Origin of the sequence: Caballeronia sp. TF1N1 (assembly GCF_022878925.1) — a bacterium.
Classification (GTDB): Bacteria; Pseudomonadota; Gammaproteobacteria; order Burkholderiales; family Burkholderiaceae; genus Caballeronia.
Genome location: NZ_CP084626.1, coordinates 1,569,299 through 1,582,532 on the forward strand (window position 1 = coordinate 1,569,299; position 13,234 = coordinate 1,582,532).

12 protein-coding genes are annotated in these 13,234 nt (G+C 62.4%); 7 read left to right on the forward strand and 5 right to left on the reverse strand.

Annotated features, from left to right (window positions below; all coding sequences use genetic code 11):
- The first annotated feature begins 202 nt into the window (after nt 1-202).
- From LDZ28_RS07300 to LDZ28_RS07315, 4 genes are all read left to right on the forward strand, one after another.
- Nucleotides 203-1,591 carry a DUF2252 domain-containing protein gene (locus tag LDZ28_RS07300; protein WP_244825285.1) on the forward strand — a complete coding sequence of 463 codons (1,389 nt, stop codon included), beginning with the start codon at nt 203-205 and terminating at the stop codon, nt 1,589-1,591.
- Nucleotides 1,592-1,763: 172 nt separating this feature from the next.
- Nucleotides 1,764-2,207, forward strand: a complete 444-nt coding sequence (gene mscL / locus LDZ28_RS07305) for a large conductance mechanosensitive channel protein MscL (protein ID WP_244825286.1) — start codon at nt 1,764-1,766, stop codon at nt 2,205-2,207.
- Nucleotides 2,208-2,525: 318 nt separating this feature from the next.
- Nucleotides 2,526-3,017: a hypothetical protein gene (locus LDZ28_RS07310; protein WP_244825287.1), complete on the forward strand. Its 492-nt coding sequence runs from the start codon at nt 2,526-2,528 to the stop codon at nt 3,015-3,017.
- Between the two features lie 174 nt (nt 3,018-3,191).
- Nucleotides 3,192-3,401 carry a dodecin gene (locus LDZ28_RS07315; RefSeq protein ID WP_244825288.1) on the forward strand — a complete coding sequence of 70 codons (210 nt, stop codon included), beginning with the start codon at nt 3,192-3,194 and terminating at the stop codon, nt 3,399-3,401.
- Nucleotides 3,402-3,474: 73 nt separating this feature from the next.
- On the opposite strand, the gene LDZ28_RS07320 is transcribed toward LDZ28_RS07315, so the two are convergent.
- From LDZ28_RS07320 to LDZ28_RS07335, 4 genes are all read right to left on the reverse strand, one after another.
- A complete protein-coding gene (locus tag LDZ28_RS07320; RefSeq protein ID WP_244825289.1) occupies nt 3,475-4,560 on the reverse strand; it encodes a BMP family ABC transporter substrate-binding protein in 1,086 nt (361 codons plus the stop codon).
- Between the two features lie 156 nt (nt 4,561-4,716).
- Nucleotides 4,717-5,646 carry an ABC transporter permease gene (locus tag LDZ28_RS07325; RefSeq protein ID WP_244825290.1) on the reverse strand — a complete coding sequence of 310 codons (930 nt, stop codon included), beginning with the start codon at nt 5,644-5,646 and terminating at the stop codon, nt 4,717-4,719.
- Between the two features lie 13 nt (nt 5,647-5,659).
- A complete protein-coding gene (locus tag LDZ28_RS07330) occupies nt 5,660-6,766 on the reverse strand; it encodes an ABC transporter permease (protein ID WP_244825291.1) in 1,107 nt (368 codons plus the stop codon).
- Nucleotides 6,767-6,768: 2 nt separating this feature from the next.
- A complete protein-coding gene (locus tag LDZ28_RS07335; protein ID WP_244825292.1) occupies nt 6,769-8,340 on the reverse strand; it encodes an ABC transporter ATP-binding protein in 1,572 nt (523 codons plus the stop codon).
- A gap of 280 nt (nt 8,341-8,620) precedes the next feature.
- On the opposite strand from LDZ28_RS07335, the gene LDZ28_RS07340 reads away from it, so the two are divergent.
- Nucleotides 8,621-9,553: a LysR substrate-binding domain-containing protein gene (locus tag LDZ28_RS07340; protein WP_244825293.1), complete on the forward strand. Its 933-nt coding sequence runs from the start codon at nt 8,621-8,623 to the stop codon at nt 9,551-9,553.
- Nucleotides 9,554-9,633: 80 nt separating this feature from the next.
- Here the strand turns inward: LDZ28_RS07340 and LDZ28_RS07345 are convergent, their stop codons facing one another.
- Nucleotides 9,634-11,001: an 8-oxoguanine deaminase gene (locus LDZ28_RS07345; protein ID WP_244825294.1), complete on the reverse strand. Its 1,368-nt coding sequence runs from the start codon at nt 10,999-11,001 to the stop codon at nt 9,634-9,636.
- Nucleotides 11,002-11,487: 486 nt separating this feature from the next.
- Here LDZ28_RS07345 and uraH point away from each other — a divergent pair, with 486 nt between their 5' ends.
- Entirely contained in the window at nt 11,488-11,841 is a 354-nt protein-coding gene (gene uraH, locus LDZ28_RS07350) for a hydroxyisourate hydrolase (RefSeq protein ID WP_244825295.1), read from the forward strand.
- Nucleotides 11,842-11,960: 119 nt separating this feature from the next.
- On the forward strand, nt 11,961-13,154 hold the full coding sequence (locus tag LDZ28_RS07355) for a urate hydroxylase PuuD (protein ID WP_244825296.1): 1,194 nt from the start codon (nt 11,961-11,963) through the stop codon (nt 13,152-13,154).
- Nucleotides 13,155-13,234 lie beyond the last annotated feature (80 nt).

Genomic DNA, 13,234 nt, shown 5'->3' on the forward strand with positions numbered 1-13,234 from the left:
GAGTGACGCGTAAAGCGTCGGGATGATGTGTCGCGTTGGGCGATTCCAGCGGACATGAGTGAGCACATCGCGTGCCCACGCGCACGCAGGCTCCTCCGGCGTGATGCTTGCTTTAGCGCAAGATTAGATCGACACGCCGACCGAGTGAGTGGGCGTGCCTTGTAAAAACTATCGGCGCGTAAGCGTCTGAAGGAGAATTCGCTTGCCCACGCGCCCGAACTCCTTGGCATCGACATCATCCGATACGCTTGGCACGGCCGAGGAAAGCCGCGCCAAGGGCCGCGCGCTGCGCGACGCCGTGCCGTTCGAAGCCCACGCGGGCTGGCAGCCCGAAGCCAACCGGCCGAACCCCGTCGAGCGCGTGCTCGCCGTCAACGCCGGCCGTCAGGAGCGGCTCATCCCGCTGCGCATGGCGCGCATGGCCGAGTCGCCGTTCGCGTTCCTGCGTGGGTCGGCCACGGTGATGGCCTGGGATCTGGCGAAGTCGCCTTCGATCGGGCACAACGTGATCATCGACGGCGACGCGCACATCAATAACTTCGGACTCTTTCGCACGCCGCGTCAGGACGTGGTGTTCGACCTCAACGATTTCGACGAAACGCTCGTCGGTCCGTGGGAGTGGGACCTGAAGCGCCTCACCGCGAGCATCAACGTGGCGGCGCGCGAAAATGGCGTCGATGCGAGCGGTCGCGAGCGCGCGGTGCGTTCGGCATGCGCGGCGTATCGCACGTCCATGGCTTCGCTCTGGCAGGTGAGCCCCTACGATCTCTGGCAAATGCGTTCATACGCGAGCGCCCTCCACATCGACGCGCCGACCAGGCTCGATGCCAGCGAAAAGGAAACCATCACGAAAACGGTCGAGCGCGCGATGAAACGTTCGCACGCGACCATGCTCGCCAAGGTTGCCGAACCCGCTGGCAAAAGCTGGCGCTTCAAGGTCGATCCGCCGATTCTCACGCGCCTCGACGCCGCTGAGAAGAATCATGTGGTCGATGGCCTGAAGCCGTATTTACAAACCATCGCGGGCGAATGGCGCATCATGCTGGAACGCTACGAAGTCGCCGATGTGGCGCATCGCGTGGTGGGCGTCGGCAGTGTCGGCACACGCGCCTATCTCGTGCTCATGCTCGGCCGGGCGCTCGGCGACCCGCTGTTCATCCAGGTGAAGGAAGGCATCGTGCCGGCCGCCGCACCCTTCGTCGCGCCGCTCGACGAGACGCAGCAGCATCAGGGGCGTCGCGTCGTGCAAGGGCAAAGGCTCATGCAGAGTTCGTCGGATGCGCTGCTTGGCTGGACGACCATCGCCGGGCGCGATTTCTACGTACGCCAGATGAAGCAGATTCGCGGCTCCATTCCGGTCGACTGGCTGCATGGCGCGACCTTCGATTTCTACGCGTGGTGTCTCGGCCTTCTGCTCGCTCGCGCGCACGCCCGCACGGGCGACGCCGCGCTGATCACGGGCTATTGCGGCACCTCCGACAAGTTCGACGCCGCCTATGCAAGCTGGGCCGAACGCTACGGCGCACAGACCGTCGCGGATCACGCGGCATTCTGCGCGGCTATCAGCGTGGGTCACGTGAGCACGACCTGAAAGGCATGTCCCGCGCGCCGCGCGCACGTTCATCGAGCGAATTGACTATCATGCTCGTGTCTGCAGACGAAGCGCGCGCCTTATGGCGTTTCGTCTGCGGATCAATGGCATAGCCCTTGCTGCCGCTTTTAGCTCGCAAAAAACGTCTCACACCAACCGGAGGAAGCCGCGCATGAGCATGATCGACGAATTCAAGAACTTCGCCCTCAAAGGCAACGTGATGGACCTCGCCGTTGGTGTGATCATCGGCGGCGCTTTCTCGACGATAGTCAACTCCGTCGTGAAGGATCTGATCATGCCGGTGGTCGGTCTGGCCACGGGCGGGCTCGACTTCTCGAACCTTTTCATACGTCTGGGGCAGATACCGCCCAGCTATAAAGGCAATCCCGATTCGTATAAAGACTTGCAGACCGCGGGTGTCGCGGTGTTCGGCTACGGTTCGTTCATTACCGTGCTGATCAACTTCATCATCCTTGCGTTCATCATCTTTCTGATGGTCAAGTTCATCAACAATTTGCGCAAGCCCACCGAAGCGCCGCCGCCGCCCGCCGCCACGCCCGAAGACGTGTTGCTGCTGCGCGAGATCCGCGACGAGCTGAAACGGCCGCGCGTCTGATTCGATCACGGCCGCAAGCCCGGTTCGTCGAGCGCGTGAGCGCATTGCATCCGGGCGCACCCACCCGTCAATTGGTGCGCCCCCCCGCTTTTTTCTTTCTTTAGGCTGTTCGACAGGGCAGCAGCGGGACTATTATTGAGATAGATGCTCAGAGGGATGCCAGCGGGCCGCCAAACGGTCATCGGCATGATTCGTGCGCCACGGGTGTGCACCGGTAGCAGAACCCGGCGTGCATTCAAGTTTGCGAATCACCGTGACCGGATCACATCGATGCGCTATAAAAGATCGACGTGCGGCACGCAAGACGGGAGTGGCCGCATGAGGACGCTGCGTTTCTTGCAAATCTTTTTCAGGCGAGTTTTTATGTCCTTCCCGAAAAAGCGTAAACGTGTGAAAGCTGATGGCGACGAGTCTTTCCTCGCCGTGGTGCGGCATTTCAAGCCGTTCGGTCAGCTCGATACGAAAATTGCACGCGCTCGCGCGCAGGACGAGCCTGTGCTCTACGCGCATGTGCTGCCAGGGCTCGATGTCCTGCTATGCAGCGTGCGCGGCGCTCAACCGCCCTATCCCGCCATCGACGAACTGCACAGGCGCTGCGTGGAGTCGATCACGAATGCGCTCGAACAGCCGCTCGACGGTCTGGAGAACGGCGGCTATTGGTACGAAGCGAACGGCTTCGGGTTCCTCGTGTTTGCGAGCCGCGCTCGCACGCAGATCTTGAGCGAATTCGGCGCGACCGTTTCGGCGCGCAGGCGGCGCGGCGCGCGTCGCCAGGATGCGGGCGACGCCGCATCGCGTCCGCTGCGCTGATTCCCCGCCGAATTCCTTCGATGTTTTCCCCCGCGCCTCGCTCTTTCGCGAGGCGCGCGTCTTTCATGCGTCGGCTGTGTGTTGGCGCACGCCTTGCTGCATCGACACCGCGAGTATTTCGCATTGCACCCGTTCGCCCCGAGCGATCGCCATGCTTTTCACAAGGAGAACATCATGACGGAACACGTCTACAAGCAGATCGAACTCACCGGCTCGTCGCAGGAATCGAGCGATGACGCCGTGCGCGTCGCACTGTCGAAGGCATCGAAGACGCTGCGCAACATTCACTGGTTCGAAGTGACGGAAACGCGCGGACATGTCGAAGACGGCAAGATCCAGCACTGGCAGGTAACGATCAAGGTCGGCTTGCGTATCGAAGATTGATTGCTTCAATTAAAAACCGCGCGTCGTGGCAGCACGACGCGCGGTTTTTCGTTTCGCAGCCTGCTCGCGAGGCTTACTTCGGCAGCGAGCCGTCCACGCCTTCCACGTACCAGTTGATACGCTGCATTTCCGGGTCGGTCAGCGTCTTGCCGGCCGGCACCTTTTCCGCGCCCGACTGATCCTTGATCGGACCCGTGAACACATCCCACTTGCCCGAGTGCAGATCGTCACGCTTCGCCGACACGGCTTGCATGGCCTTCGGCGGAATCGCGCTGCTGTTCAGGTCCTCGAGGTCCACGGCCTTCTGCGGCATACCGAGCCACACCGGGTCGTTCTTCCACTTGCCATCGAGCACTTGCTGAATGACCGCGTTGTAGTACACGCCCCAGTGCGCGACCACCGAACCCAAATGCGCGTTCGGGCCGAACTTCTTCATGTTCGAATCCCAGCCGAAGGCGAACACGTGCTTCTCGTTCGCGGTGTTGAGCGTGGCGTTCGAGTCGGTGTTCTGCAAGAGCACGTCCGCGCCCTGACCGATCAGCGTTTCGGCAGCCTGCTTTTCCTTGCCCGGATCGAACCAGCTGTTGATCCAGATGACCTTCGTGTGGACCTTCGGATTCACCGAACGCGCGCCCATCGTGAACGCGTTGATGTTGCGGACCACTTCGGGAATTGGCACCGATGCCACGAAGCCCAACGTATTGCTCTTCGTCACATAACCGGCGGCGACGCCTGCCAAGTACGCGCCTTGATACATCCGCACGTCATATGTGCCGAAGTTTTTGGCCTTCTTGAAGCCCGTGGCCGTGAGGAAAATCGTGTCCGGGAAATCCTTCGCCACCTTCAACTGGAAGTCCTGATAGCCGAAGCTCGTGCCGAAGATGACCTTGTTGCCCTTGTTCGCCAGATCGCGGAACACGCGCTCCGAGTCGGCGGATTCCGGCACGTTTTCCACGCGCGTGATCTTGATCTTGTCGCCGAACTTCGCTTCGGCTTCCTTGCTGCCCGCGTCGTGCGCGAAGGTCCAGCCTGCATCGCCCGGATTGCCGAGATAGACGAACGCGACGCCCGGTGCATCCGCCGCTTGCGCGCTCGCCGTCGCGAGCGTGGCGGACAAAGCGACGGTTGCCGCGATTGCCTTCAGCCATGGTTTATTCATTGTGTTTCTCCTGGTCGATGTTGTTTGATGAGCCACGAAATGGAAAACGACGTGCGCCAGTTTCGTCGGAAAAAAATCGCAACGGAACCGTCTGACGGCGCGCGTGCTGCCTCCCTGCAACAGCGGAGAACCGCGCGCGCGTTGACAAATCCACGTTCAGCTTGCCGCGAAGAACGGCTTGCCAAGCGATGCGGGCGCGTTCAGCTTGATGGTGTTCGGATTGCGCGAGATCAGCACCAGCACGACGATGGTCGCGATATACGGCAGCATCGCGAGAAACTGCGTCGGCACCGGCACGCCGATGGCCTGCGCGTAAAACTGCAAGGCCATCACGGCGCCGAACAAGAGCGCGCCGATCAAAAGACGCCCTGGCCGCCACGTGGCGAACACGACGAGCGCGAGCGCAATCCAGCCGCGTCCGGACGTGAGCTGCTCCTGCCAGACGTGCAAATAGACGATGGAGTAATAGCCGCCCGCGATACCGGCCATCGCGCCGCCGAAGAGCGTCGCGCCGTAGCGCACGCCGACCACGGGAAAGCCCACCGAGTGCGCGACCGAAGGCGATTCGCCGACCGAGCGCAGCACGAGCCCCGCACGCGTCTTGTAGAGAAACCAGCCGATCACGCCGAACATGATGAACGCAAGATAGCCGAGCGGCGTAAGCGAGAAGATAGCCGGGCCGAGCACGGGAATGCTGGCAAGACCCGGAATCGGCATCACGTCGATGCTCGCGCGCACTGCCGCCGACGTGTACGGCTTGCCTACGTAGGCCGAAAAGCCGATGCCGAAGATCGTCAGCGAAAGGCCGGTGGCGACTTGATTCGCAAGCATGGTGATGGTGAGAAAGCCGAACAGAAGCGCCATCGCGATGCCCGCGAAAATCGACGCGACGATGCCGAGCCACGGATTACCCGTGATCGATGTCACCGCGTAGCCGGTGACGGCGCCCATCAGCATCATTCCCTCGACGCCGAGATTGAGCACGCCGGACTTTTCCGCGACGAGTTCGCCCGCGCCCGCGAACATCAGCGGAATGGCCGCGACGACCGCGCTCGAGGCGAGATTGCTGGCTTGATTGATATCCATGTCGTAGGTCTCGTCAGGAAGCGTGATGCGCGATCGCGCGGCGCCGGATGCGGTAATTGACGAACAGGTCGCAACCGAGGAGGCAAAAGAGCAGCAAGCCCTGGAAGACGCCCGCAAGCGCCTGCGGCAGTTGCAGCGAGGTCTGCACCGCTTCGCCGCCGAGGTAGAGCAGCGCCATCAGGAGACTTGCGAGCACGATGCCCACCGGATGCAGCCGTCCCACGAACACGACGATGATCGCCGTGAAGCCGTATCCCGGCGACCAGCCCGCCTGCAATTGCCCGATAGGCCCGGCCACTTCGCCCATGCCCGCGAGCCCGGCGAGGCCGCCCGAGAGCAGGAGCGAGGTCCAGATGGTCTTCTTGTCCGAGAAACCGGCGTAGCGCGCGGCGAGCGGCGCAAGACCGCCCACGTTCATGCGAAAGCCCGCGAAACTCTTGCGCATGAAAACCCACACGAGCGGCACCGCGATGGCCGTGAGAAACACCGACGCGTTGATACGCGTGCCCTTGAGCCACGTCCAGTGCCAGTCGCCGTAGAGACGCGGGAAGAGCGCGTCGTCGCCGAACATCGCCGAGATGGGGAAGTTCATGCCTTCGGGGTCGCGCCACGGGCCGCTCACGAGATAGATCAGCAACTGCGTGGCGACGTAGGTGAGCATGAGGCTCGTCAGAATCTCGTTGGTGTTGAAGCGGCTCTTGAGCAGCGCGGGAATCGCCGCCCAGAGCATGCCGCCCACGACGCCGCCGAGCATCATCAAGGGCAGCGTCCACCAGCCGGAGGTATCGCCGACATGGATGGCGATGCCGCCCGCGACGATGCCGCCGAGAAGCATCTGCCCTTCCGCGCCGATATTCCACACGTTCGCGCGATAACCGACCGCAAGCCCGAGCCCGATCAGGCACAAGGGCGACGCCTTCAGCACGAGCTCCGACCAGCCGTTCACGTTCGAGAGCGGTTCGACGAAGAACGCGTGCATCGCGCGCAGCGGGTCCTGCCCGACGAGACTGAAAATCAGGAAGCCGATGACGAGCGTCGCCACCGCGGCGACCACGGGCACGGCGAGCTGCATGGCGCGCGACGGTGTCGGGCGCGCTTCGAGTCGATAAGGGAAGATCATCTTTACTTGCTCAATGAGTCGAGTTCGGCTGCGGGCGCGCGCTTTCCGTCGAAGAGTCCGGCCATGAACAGGCCGACTTCCTCCGCGTTGGTTTCGCGCGTCTTGCGCACCGGCGACAGTTTGCCGCGCGCGATCACGGCGAGCCGGTCGCAGATGTCGAACAGTTCTTCCAGTTCCTCGGAGATCACCAGAATGGCGACGCCGCGCGCCGCGAGATCGAGCAACTGCTGGCGGATGAAGCCCGCCGCGCCGACATCGACGCCCCAGGTCGGCTGGGCGACGACGAGCACCTTCGGCTCCTGAAGAATCTCGCGGCCGACGATGAACTTCTGCAAATTGCCGCCCGACAGACTTTGCGCGAACGCGCCGCTGCCGCCGCAACGCACGTCGAAGGCCTTGATGCAGCGATCGGCAAAGCTCTTGACCGCGCGCGAGTTGACCCAGCCGCCGCGCACCATGCTCTGCCGATGCGCGGTGAGCAAGCCATTCTCGGCAAGCGACATGGCCGGAACCGCGCCGCGCCCGAGCCGCTCTTCCGGCACGAACGCAAAGCCCAGACGCCGCCGCGCGCCCGCGGACAGCCGCGCGGCTGGTGTGCCGCAGATCGTCACGGCGTCCGTTGCGACATGGGAATCGCGAATCTCGCCCGAGAGCGACGCGAGCAATTCCGCCTGACCGTTCCCCGACACGCCCGCGATCCCGAAAATCTCGCCCGCCTGCACGGCAAAGGAGACGTTTTCGAGCGACGTGCCGAACGGATCGGGACTCGCCACCGAAAGGTTCTTCACCGCGAGCCGGACATCGCCCGGCGTGTGTTGGCGACGCTGATAATCCGGCAGCGAATGGCCGACCATCAATTGCGCGAGCGAGGCATCCGTTTCGTTGCGCGGATCGACATTGCCGGTCACGCGGCCGCCGCGCATCACGGTGGCGTTCTCGCAGAGCGCGCGGATTTCGTCGAGCTTGTGACTGATGTAGAGAATGCTGCACCCTTCCGCCGCGAGTCGTCGCAACACGGTGAAGAGCTTCTTGACCGCTTGCGGCGTCAGCACCGAAGTCGGCTCGTCCATGATGAGCAAGCGCGGGTTCTGCAGAAGACAGCGCACGATCTCCACGCGCTGACGTTCGCCGACGGTGAGACTGTGAACGTGACGTTGCGGATCGACATCGAGCCCGTAGTCCGCCGACACATCGCGAATACGCTTGGACAGCGCTTTCATGTCGAACTTGTCGTCGAGCGCGAGCGCGATGTTCTCGCCAACGGTCAGCGTCTCGAACAGCGAGAAGTGCTGGAACACCATGCCGATGCCGAGCTTGCGCGCCGCCGCCGGACTGCCGATTTCGACGACTTCGCCCTGCCAGCGAATCTCGCCTTCATCCGGACGCACCGCGCCATAGATGATTTTCATCAGCGTGGACTTGCCCGCGCCGTTCTCGCCGAGCACCGCGTGAATCTCGCCTGGCTTCACGATGAGGTTCACGCCGTCGTTGGCCTTGACGGACGGGTACTGCTTGCTGATGCCGGATAGCGCCAGGCGCGGTGGCGTATCCGTAGGGGTAATGGCGTTGCCCATGAGTTCACGGAATGCGCCCGGCCACCGGCAGGCCGAGCTGGAAGAAAAGGACCGCAGACGGGTCTTGTGACACAAAGGTGTCGCATCAAACCATACCGCGGGCAGAATTTACAGAATTCGCGACACGAAGTCGATCTCTCAAAATTCGATGCAATGCGCCGCTCTCCCAGTCTTTGCGGGTAAGCCACACCTTGACGTAATCTCTCCGTCATATTAAAAATGATATGCAACACCCTACGAACGATCAGCCAGAACATATACTGGCTATAGCGGAGATAACATGAGTCAGCAGCGCGAGGCGATCGATACATACTTATTGCGCGTCTTGCACACTTTGCTGATGGAACGCAGCGTCACCCGTGCGGCCGTCAAGCTCAATCAGTCGCAACCTGCCATCAGCGCGGCGCTCCGGCGTCTGCGCGACATCACCGGAGATCCGCTGCTCGTGCGCGGCAAGTCCGGGATGGTGCCCACCGAATACGGTCTACGCTTGCTCGAACCCACGCAGAATGCCTTGCGCGAGATCGAGCGAATCAAGGTGCAGCAGCATAATTTCGACCCTTCCACGTCGGTGCGGTGTTATCGCATCGGCTGTCCCGACTATCTGAACGTTCTGTTCGTGCCGACGGTTGTCGAGCGCTTTCGGCAGGCCGCGCCCAATGCAACGCTCGAATTCCATTCGCTCGGACCCGCGTTCGATTACGAACTCGCGCTGGAAGATGGCAAGCTCGATATCGTCGTCGGCAACTGGCCCGAACCGCCGGAGCAATTGCATCTGTCGAATCTGTTCGTCGACAAGATCGTGTGTCTCGTCAGCAATCAACATCCGTTCGCCAAGCGCGGCGGTCTCACGCTCGATCAATATCTCAACGCGCCGCATCTTGCGCCCACGCCTTATTCGGTCGGGCAGCGCGGGGCGATCGACGTGCATCTGGCGCGCGAGCGGCTCAAGCGTCATGTCGTGGTCACGCTGCCTTACTTCAATCTCGCGCCTTACGTGCTGATCAAGTCGGATCTCGTCTTCACGACTACCCGCCTCTTCGCCGATCATTACGCGAGGTTCCTGCCGCTTGCCGTCGTGCCGGCGCCGCTCGACTTTCCGCCCATGCAGTACTACCAGTTGTGGCACGAGCGCTGTCATTACTCCGATGAGGTTCGGTGGCTACGCGGTCTCGTCGCGGAAGCAACGCGCTCGCTTATCGATCAGCCTTGAAAACGGTTCTTGCGGCGTTCTTGCGGCTCGGAAGGCGCCATCCCGGCGCGTTCCGAACCGCCTTCCCGCGTCTCTAACGCCTATCCGTGGCTCGCCAGTTCACCCGCGAGCCGGTTATGCCGCTCTACCACGGCGCCCAGATCCAGCGTCGTCAGGCGCCCTTCCTTCACTACGATTTTCCCGTCGATCACGCTCGTCGATACCTGCGACGGCGCGCAGAACACGAGCGCCGCCACCGGATCGTGCAGCGCGCCCGCGAACGCCGGCTGCGACAGGTCGAACGATACGAAATCGGCCGCCATGCCCGGCGCCAGCGCGCCGATGTCGTCGCGATTGAGCACCTTCGCGCCGCCGAGCGTGGCGATTTCCAGCGCTTCGCGCGCGGTCATCGCGTCAGGGCCGAAGCCGACGCGTTGCAGCAGCAACGCCTGCCGCACTTCGCCGACCATCTGCGCGCCATCGTTCGATGCCGAGCCATCCACGCCCAAACCCACGGGCACGCCCGCGTCACGCATCGCGCGAATCGGCGCAATGCCCGACGCGAGACGCATGTTCGAGCACGGACAGTGCGCGACGCCCGTTCCCGTGCGCGCAAAGAGCTCGATGCCCGGCTTGTCGAGCTGAACGCAGTGCGCATGCCATACGTCGTGACCGACCCAGCCCAGGTCTTCCGCGTATTCGGCGGGCGTCATGCCGAACTTCTCGCGGCTGTACGCCACGTCGTTCACGTTCTCCGCGAGATGCGTGTGCAACGACACGCCGTATTCGCGCGCGAGCAGCGCCGAATCGCGCATCAACTCGCGGCTCACCGAAAACGGCGAGCAAGGCGCTACGACCACCCGCAGCATCGCGTAGCGGCCTTCATCGTGATACGTCTCGATCAGGCGCTGCGAGTCCTTCAGAATGGCATCTTCCTTTTCGACGACCGAATCCGGCGGCAAACCGCCGTCTTTCTGACCGACGCTCATGCTGCCGCGCGCCGCATGAAAACGCATGCCGATTTCGCGCGCCGCCTCGATGCTGTCGTCGAGCCGGCTGCCATTCGGATAGATATACAGATGATCGCTCGATGTGGTGCAACCCGAGAGCATGAGTTCGGCCATCGCGGTCTGCGTCGACACGCCGATCATCTCGGGCGTGAGATGCGCCCAGATCTTGTACAGATTCGTGAGCCAGCCGAACAGCTCGGCGTTCTGCGCGGCGGGAATGGCGCGCGTCAGGCTCTGATACATGTGGTGATGCGTATTGACGAGGCCGGGAATCACGAGATGACCGCGCATGTCGAGCACGTCGTCGGCGGTTTGCGGCAATTCGCTCGTCGGGCCAACCGCGACGATGCGATTGCCTTCGATATACAAACCGCCATCGGCGATCTCGCGGCGCGTCTCGTCCATCGTGACGAGCATTCGCGCGTTCTTCACCAGCAGACTGCGGGTTTTCGCTTGCATCTGTTTGCCTCCGAAGTTGGAATCGAAAAAGTAACTGGACCGTGTGTAAAGCCCCGGTTACCCAGCTTCGACGCCGTCTTCGGGACGCGGCATGATAAGCGCGCATCGCCACTTTCCGCAGCCAAAAATATCGCGGCAATGGCACAGCCGGCATAGTCGTCTTCAGGCCCGCAATATATTCGCGAATTTTGGCGCGGTTAGCATCGCCCGATAGCCGTGTGGAAGCGCGGCGCGGGCGTCTCGTGAAGAAGAACCAAGCTTACGCGCCGCTGTCATGCGCCGGGCATTATCTTTCCTATCGGGGCCGCACAGCGCGTCTCAAATTTCTACAATGCTGATCACGGCGCGCATCTGAAACGCCGACGGGTATGTAGCCACTGACGTGGAGCCTCGATCCGCCGCCGCCGCACCTCGGACTGGGTCCACGGTGCGGGTTTTTCGGATCGATGCGCGAGCCGGTCATCGCACAACTCAAGGAACATGCGAATGGGCAAGCTCACTACCCACGTCCTCGACACCGCGCACGGACGTCCCGGCGCGAACATCAAAGTCGAGCTCTTCGCGCTCACGAACGACACGCGGCGCGCCATCAAAACCACCCTCACCAACGACGACGGCCGCTGCGACGCCCCGCTGCTCGAAGGCGCCGAACTCGTCACGGGCGAATACGAACTCGTCTTTCATGCAGGCGATTACTTCGCCGCGTTCGGCGTCACGGTGCCCGAACCGCGCTTCGTCGATCGCGTGGTGCTGCGCTTCGGTATCGCGGATGCAGACTCGCACTATCACGTGCCGCTGCTCGTCTCGCCGTGGGCCTACAGCACGTATCGCGGCAGCTGAGCGTGAAGCCGAGCCCCAAGCAAGCGTTCAACAGAACACAACGGAACACACCAGCACATCGCGTTCGTCCCCAGACACGCTGACGATGTGCGCATAACGATTCGGTAGTGGAGGAGTAAATGGAAGGCTTTGTCACCGACTGGCTCAATCTGGCGTTGCGTTGTCTGCACGTCATCGTCGCGATCGCGTGGATCGGCGAGTCGTTTTACTTCGTGGCGCTCGACAACAGTCTCAAACCGCCGCAAGACCCCAACGCCCGCCGACGCGGCGTGTTCGGCGACTTCTGGCACGTGCACGGCGGCGGTTTCTACCACATGCAGAAGTACTCGGTCGCGCCGCAAGACATGCCGGAGAATCTGCATTGGTCGTTCTGGCCGTCCTACACCACGTGGATGTCCGGCTTCGGCTTGTTCTTCGTCTTGTACCTGCTTTCGCCGAGCACGTATCTCATCGACAAGAACGTGCTCGACATGGGACCGGTCGTGGCAGTCTCGGCCGCGCTCGGTTTCTTGATGGCCGGTTGGATCGTCTATGACACGCTGTGCCGCGTCTTCGGCAACAACGATCGGCTGCTCGGTATCTGCGTCGGCATCTATGTGCTGGTTGCCGCGTTCGTCGCGTGTCACGTGTTCGCGGGGCGCGCCGCGTATCTGATCACGGGTGCGATGCTCGCGACGATCATGTCGGCGAACGTGTTCTTCGTCATCATTCCGGGCCAGCGCAAGATGGTCGCCGCGATGCTCAAGGGCGAAACGCCCAACGCCATTTACGGCAAGCGCGGCAAGCAGCGCTCGGTGCACAACACGTATTTCACGTTGCCCGTGGTGTTCGCGATGCTGTCGAATCACTACGCGATGACCTACACGCACAAGTTCAACTGGGTTCTGCTCGTGCTCATCATGCTGGCGGGCGCGTTGATCCGTCAGTTCTTCGTGATGCGTCACCGTGGTCAGGTGCTCTGGTACATGCCGGTCGCGGGTCTCGTGCTGGTGCTCGGCGCGTTCGCGTGGACCATGCCTTCGCCGACGATTCCCGTGGCGCAAGCCGCAGGCGCACCGACGCTCAAGGTCGCCGATATCCAGCCGATCATCCAGCAGCGTTGCGCGACGTGCCACTCCGCGCATCCAACCATGATGGGCAGCGCGCCCGCCGGCGTCCTGCTCGATACATCGGCGGAGATCAAGCAGAACGCGCAGCGCGTGCATCAGCAGGCGGTCACGCTAAAGGCGATGCCGCTTGGCAACGTCACGCAGATGACGGACGCGGAACGGCAGAAGATCGCTGCGTGGTTCGACGGAGGCGCGGTGCAGTAACGCTATCGCCCCGCTCTTCGTTGTCGAGAAATAGCCCGATCGATTCGCTTCGATTGGGCTATTTGTTTTGATGACGACTT

Bases quoted from the DNA above. Each gene is read 5' to 3' on its own strand.
- LDZ28_RS07325 (WP_244825290.1), bottom strand. From the start codon at position 5,646: ATGGATATCAATCAAGCCAGCAATCTCGCCTCGAGCGCGGTCGTCGCG.
- uraH (WP_244825295.1), top strand. From the start codon at position 11,488: ATGGGCAAGCTCACTACCCACGTCCTCGACACCGCGCACGGACGTCCC.
- LDZ28_RS07320 (WP_244825289.1), bottom strand. From the start codon at position 4,560: ATGAATAAACCATGGCTGAAGGCAATCGCGGCAACCGTCGCTTTGTCC.
- LDZ28_RS07310 (WP_244825287.1), top strand. From the start codon at position 2,526: ATGAGGACGCTGCGTTTCTTGCAAATCTTTTTCAGGCGAGTTTTTATG.
- LDZ28_RS07355 (WP_244825296.1), top strand. From the start codon at position 11,961: ATGGAAGGCTTTGTCACCGACTGGCTCAATCTGGCGTTGCGTTGTCTG.
- mscL (WP_244825286.1), top strand. From the start codon at position 1,764: ATGAGCATGATCGACGAATTCAAGAACTTCGCCCTCAAAGGCAACGTG.
- LDZ28_RS07340 (WP_244825293.1), top strand. From the start codon at position 8,621: ATGAGTCAGCAGCGCGAGGCGATCGATACATACTTATTGCGCGTCTTG.
- LDZ28_RS07315 (WP_244825288.1), top strand. From the start codon at position 3,192: ATGACGGAACACGTCTACAAGCAGATCGAACTCACCGGCTCGTCGCAG.
- LDZ28_RS07335 (WP_244825292.1), bottom strand. From the start codon at position 8,340: ATGGGCAACGCCATTACCCCTACGGATACGCCACCGCGCCTGGCGCTA.
- LDZ28_RS07345 (WP_244825294.1), bottom strand. From the start codon at position 11,001: ATGCAAGCGAAAACCCGCAGTCTGCTGGTGAAGAACGCGCGAATGCTC.
- LDZ28_RS07330 (WP_244825291.1), bottom strand. From the start codon at position 6,766: ATGATCTTCCCTTATCGACTCGAAGCGCGCCCGACACCGTCGCGCGCC.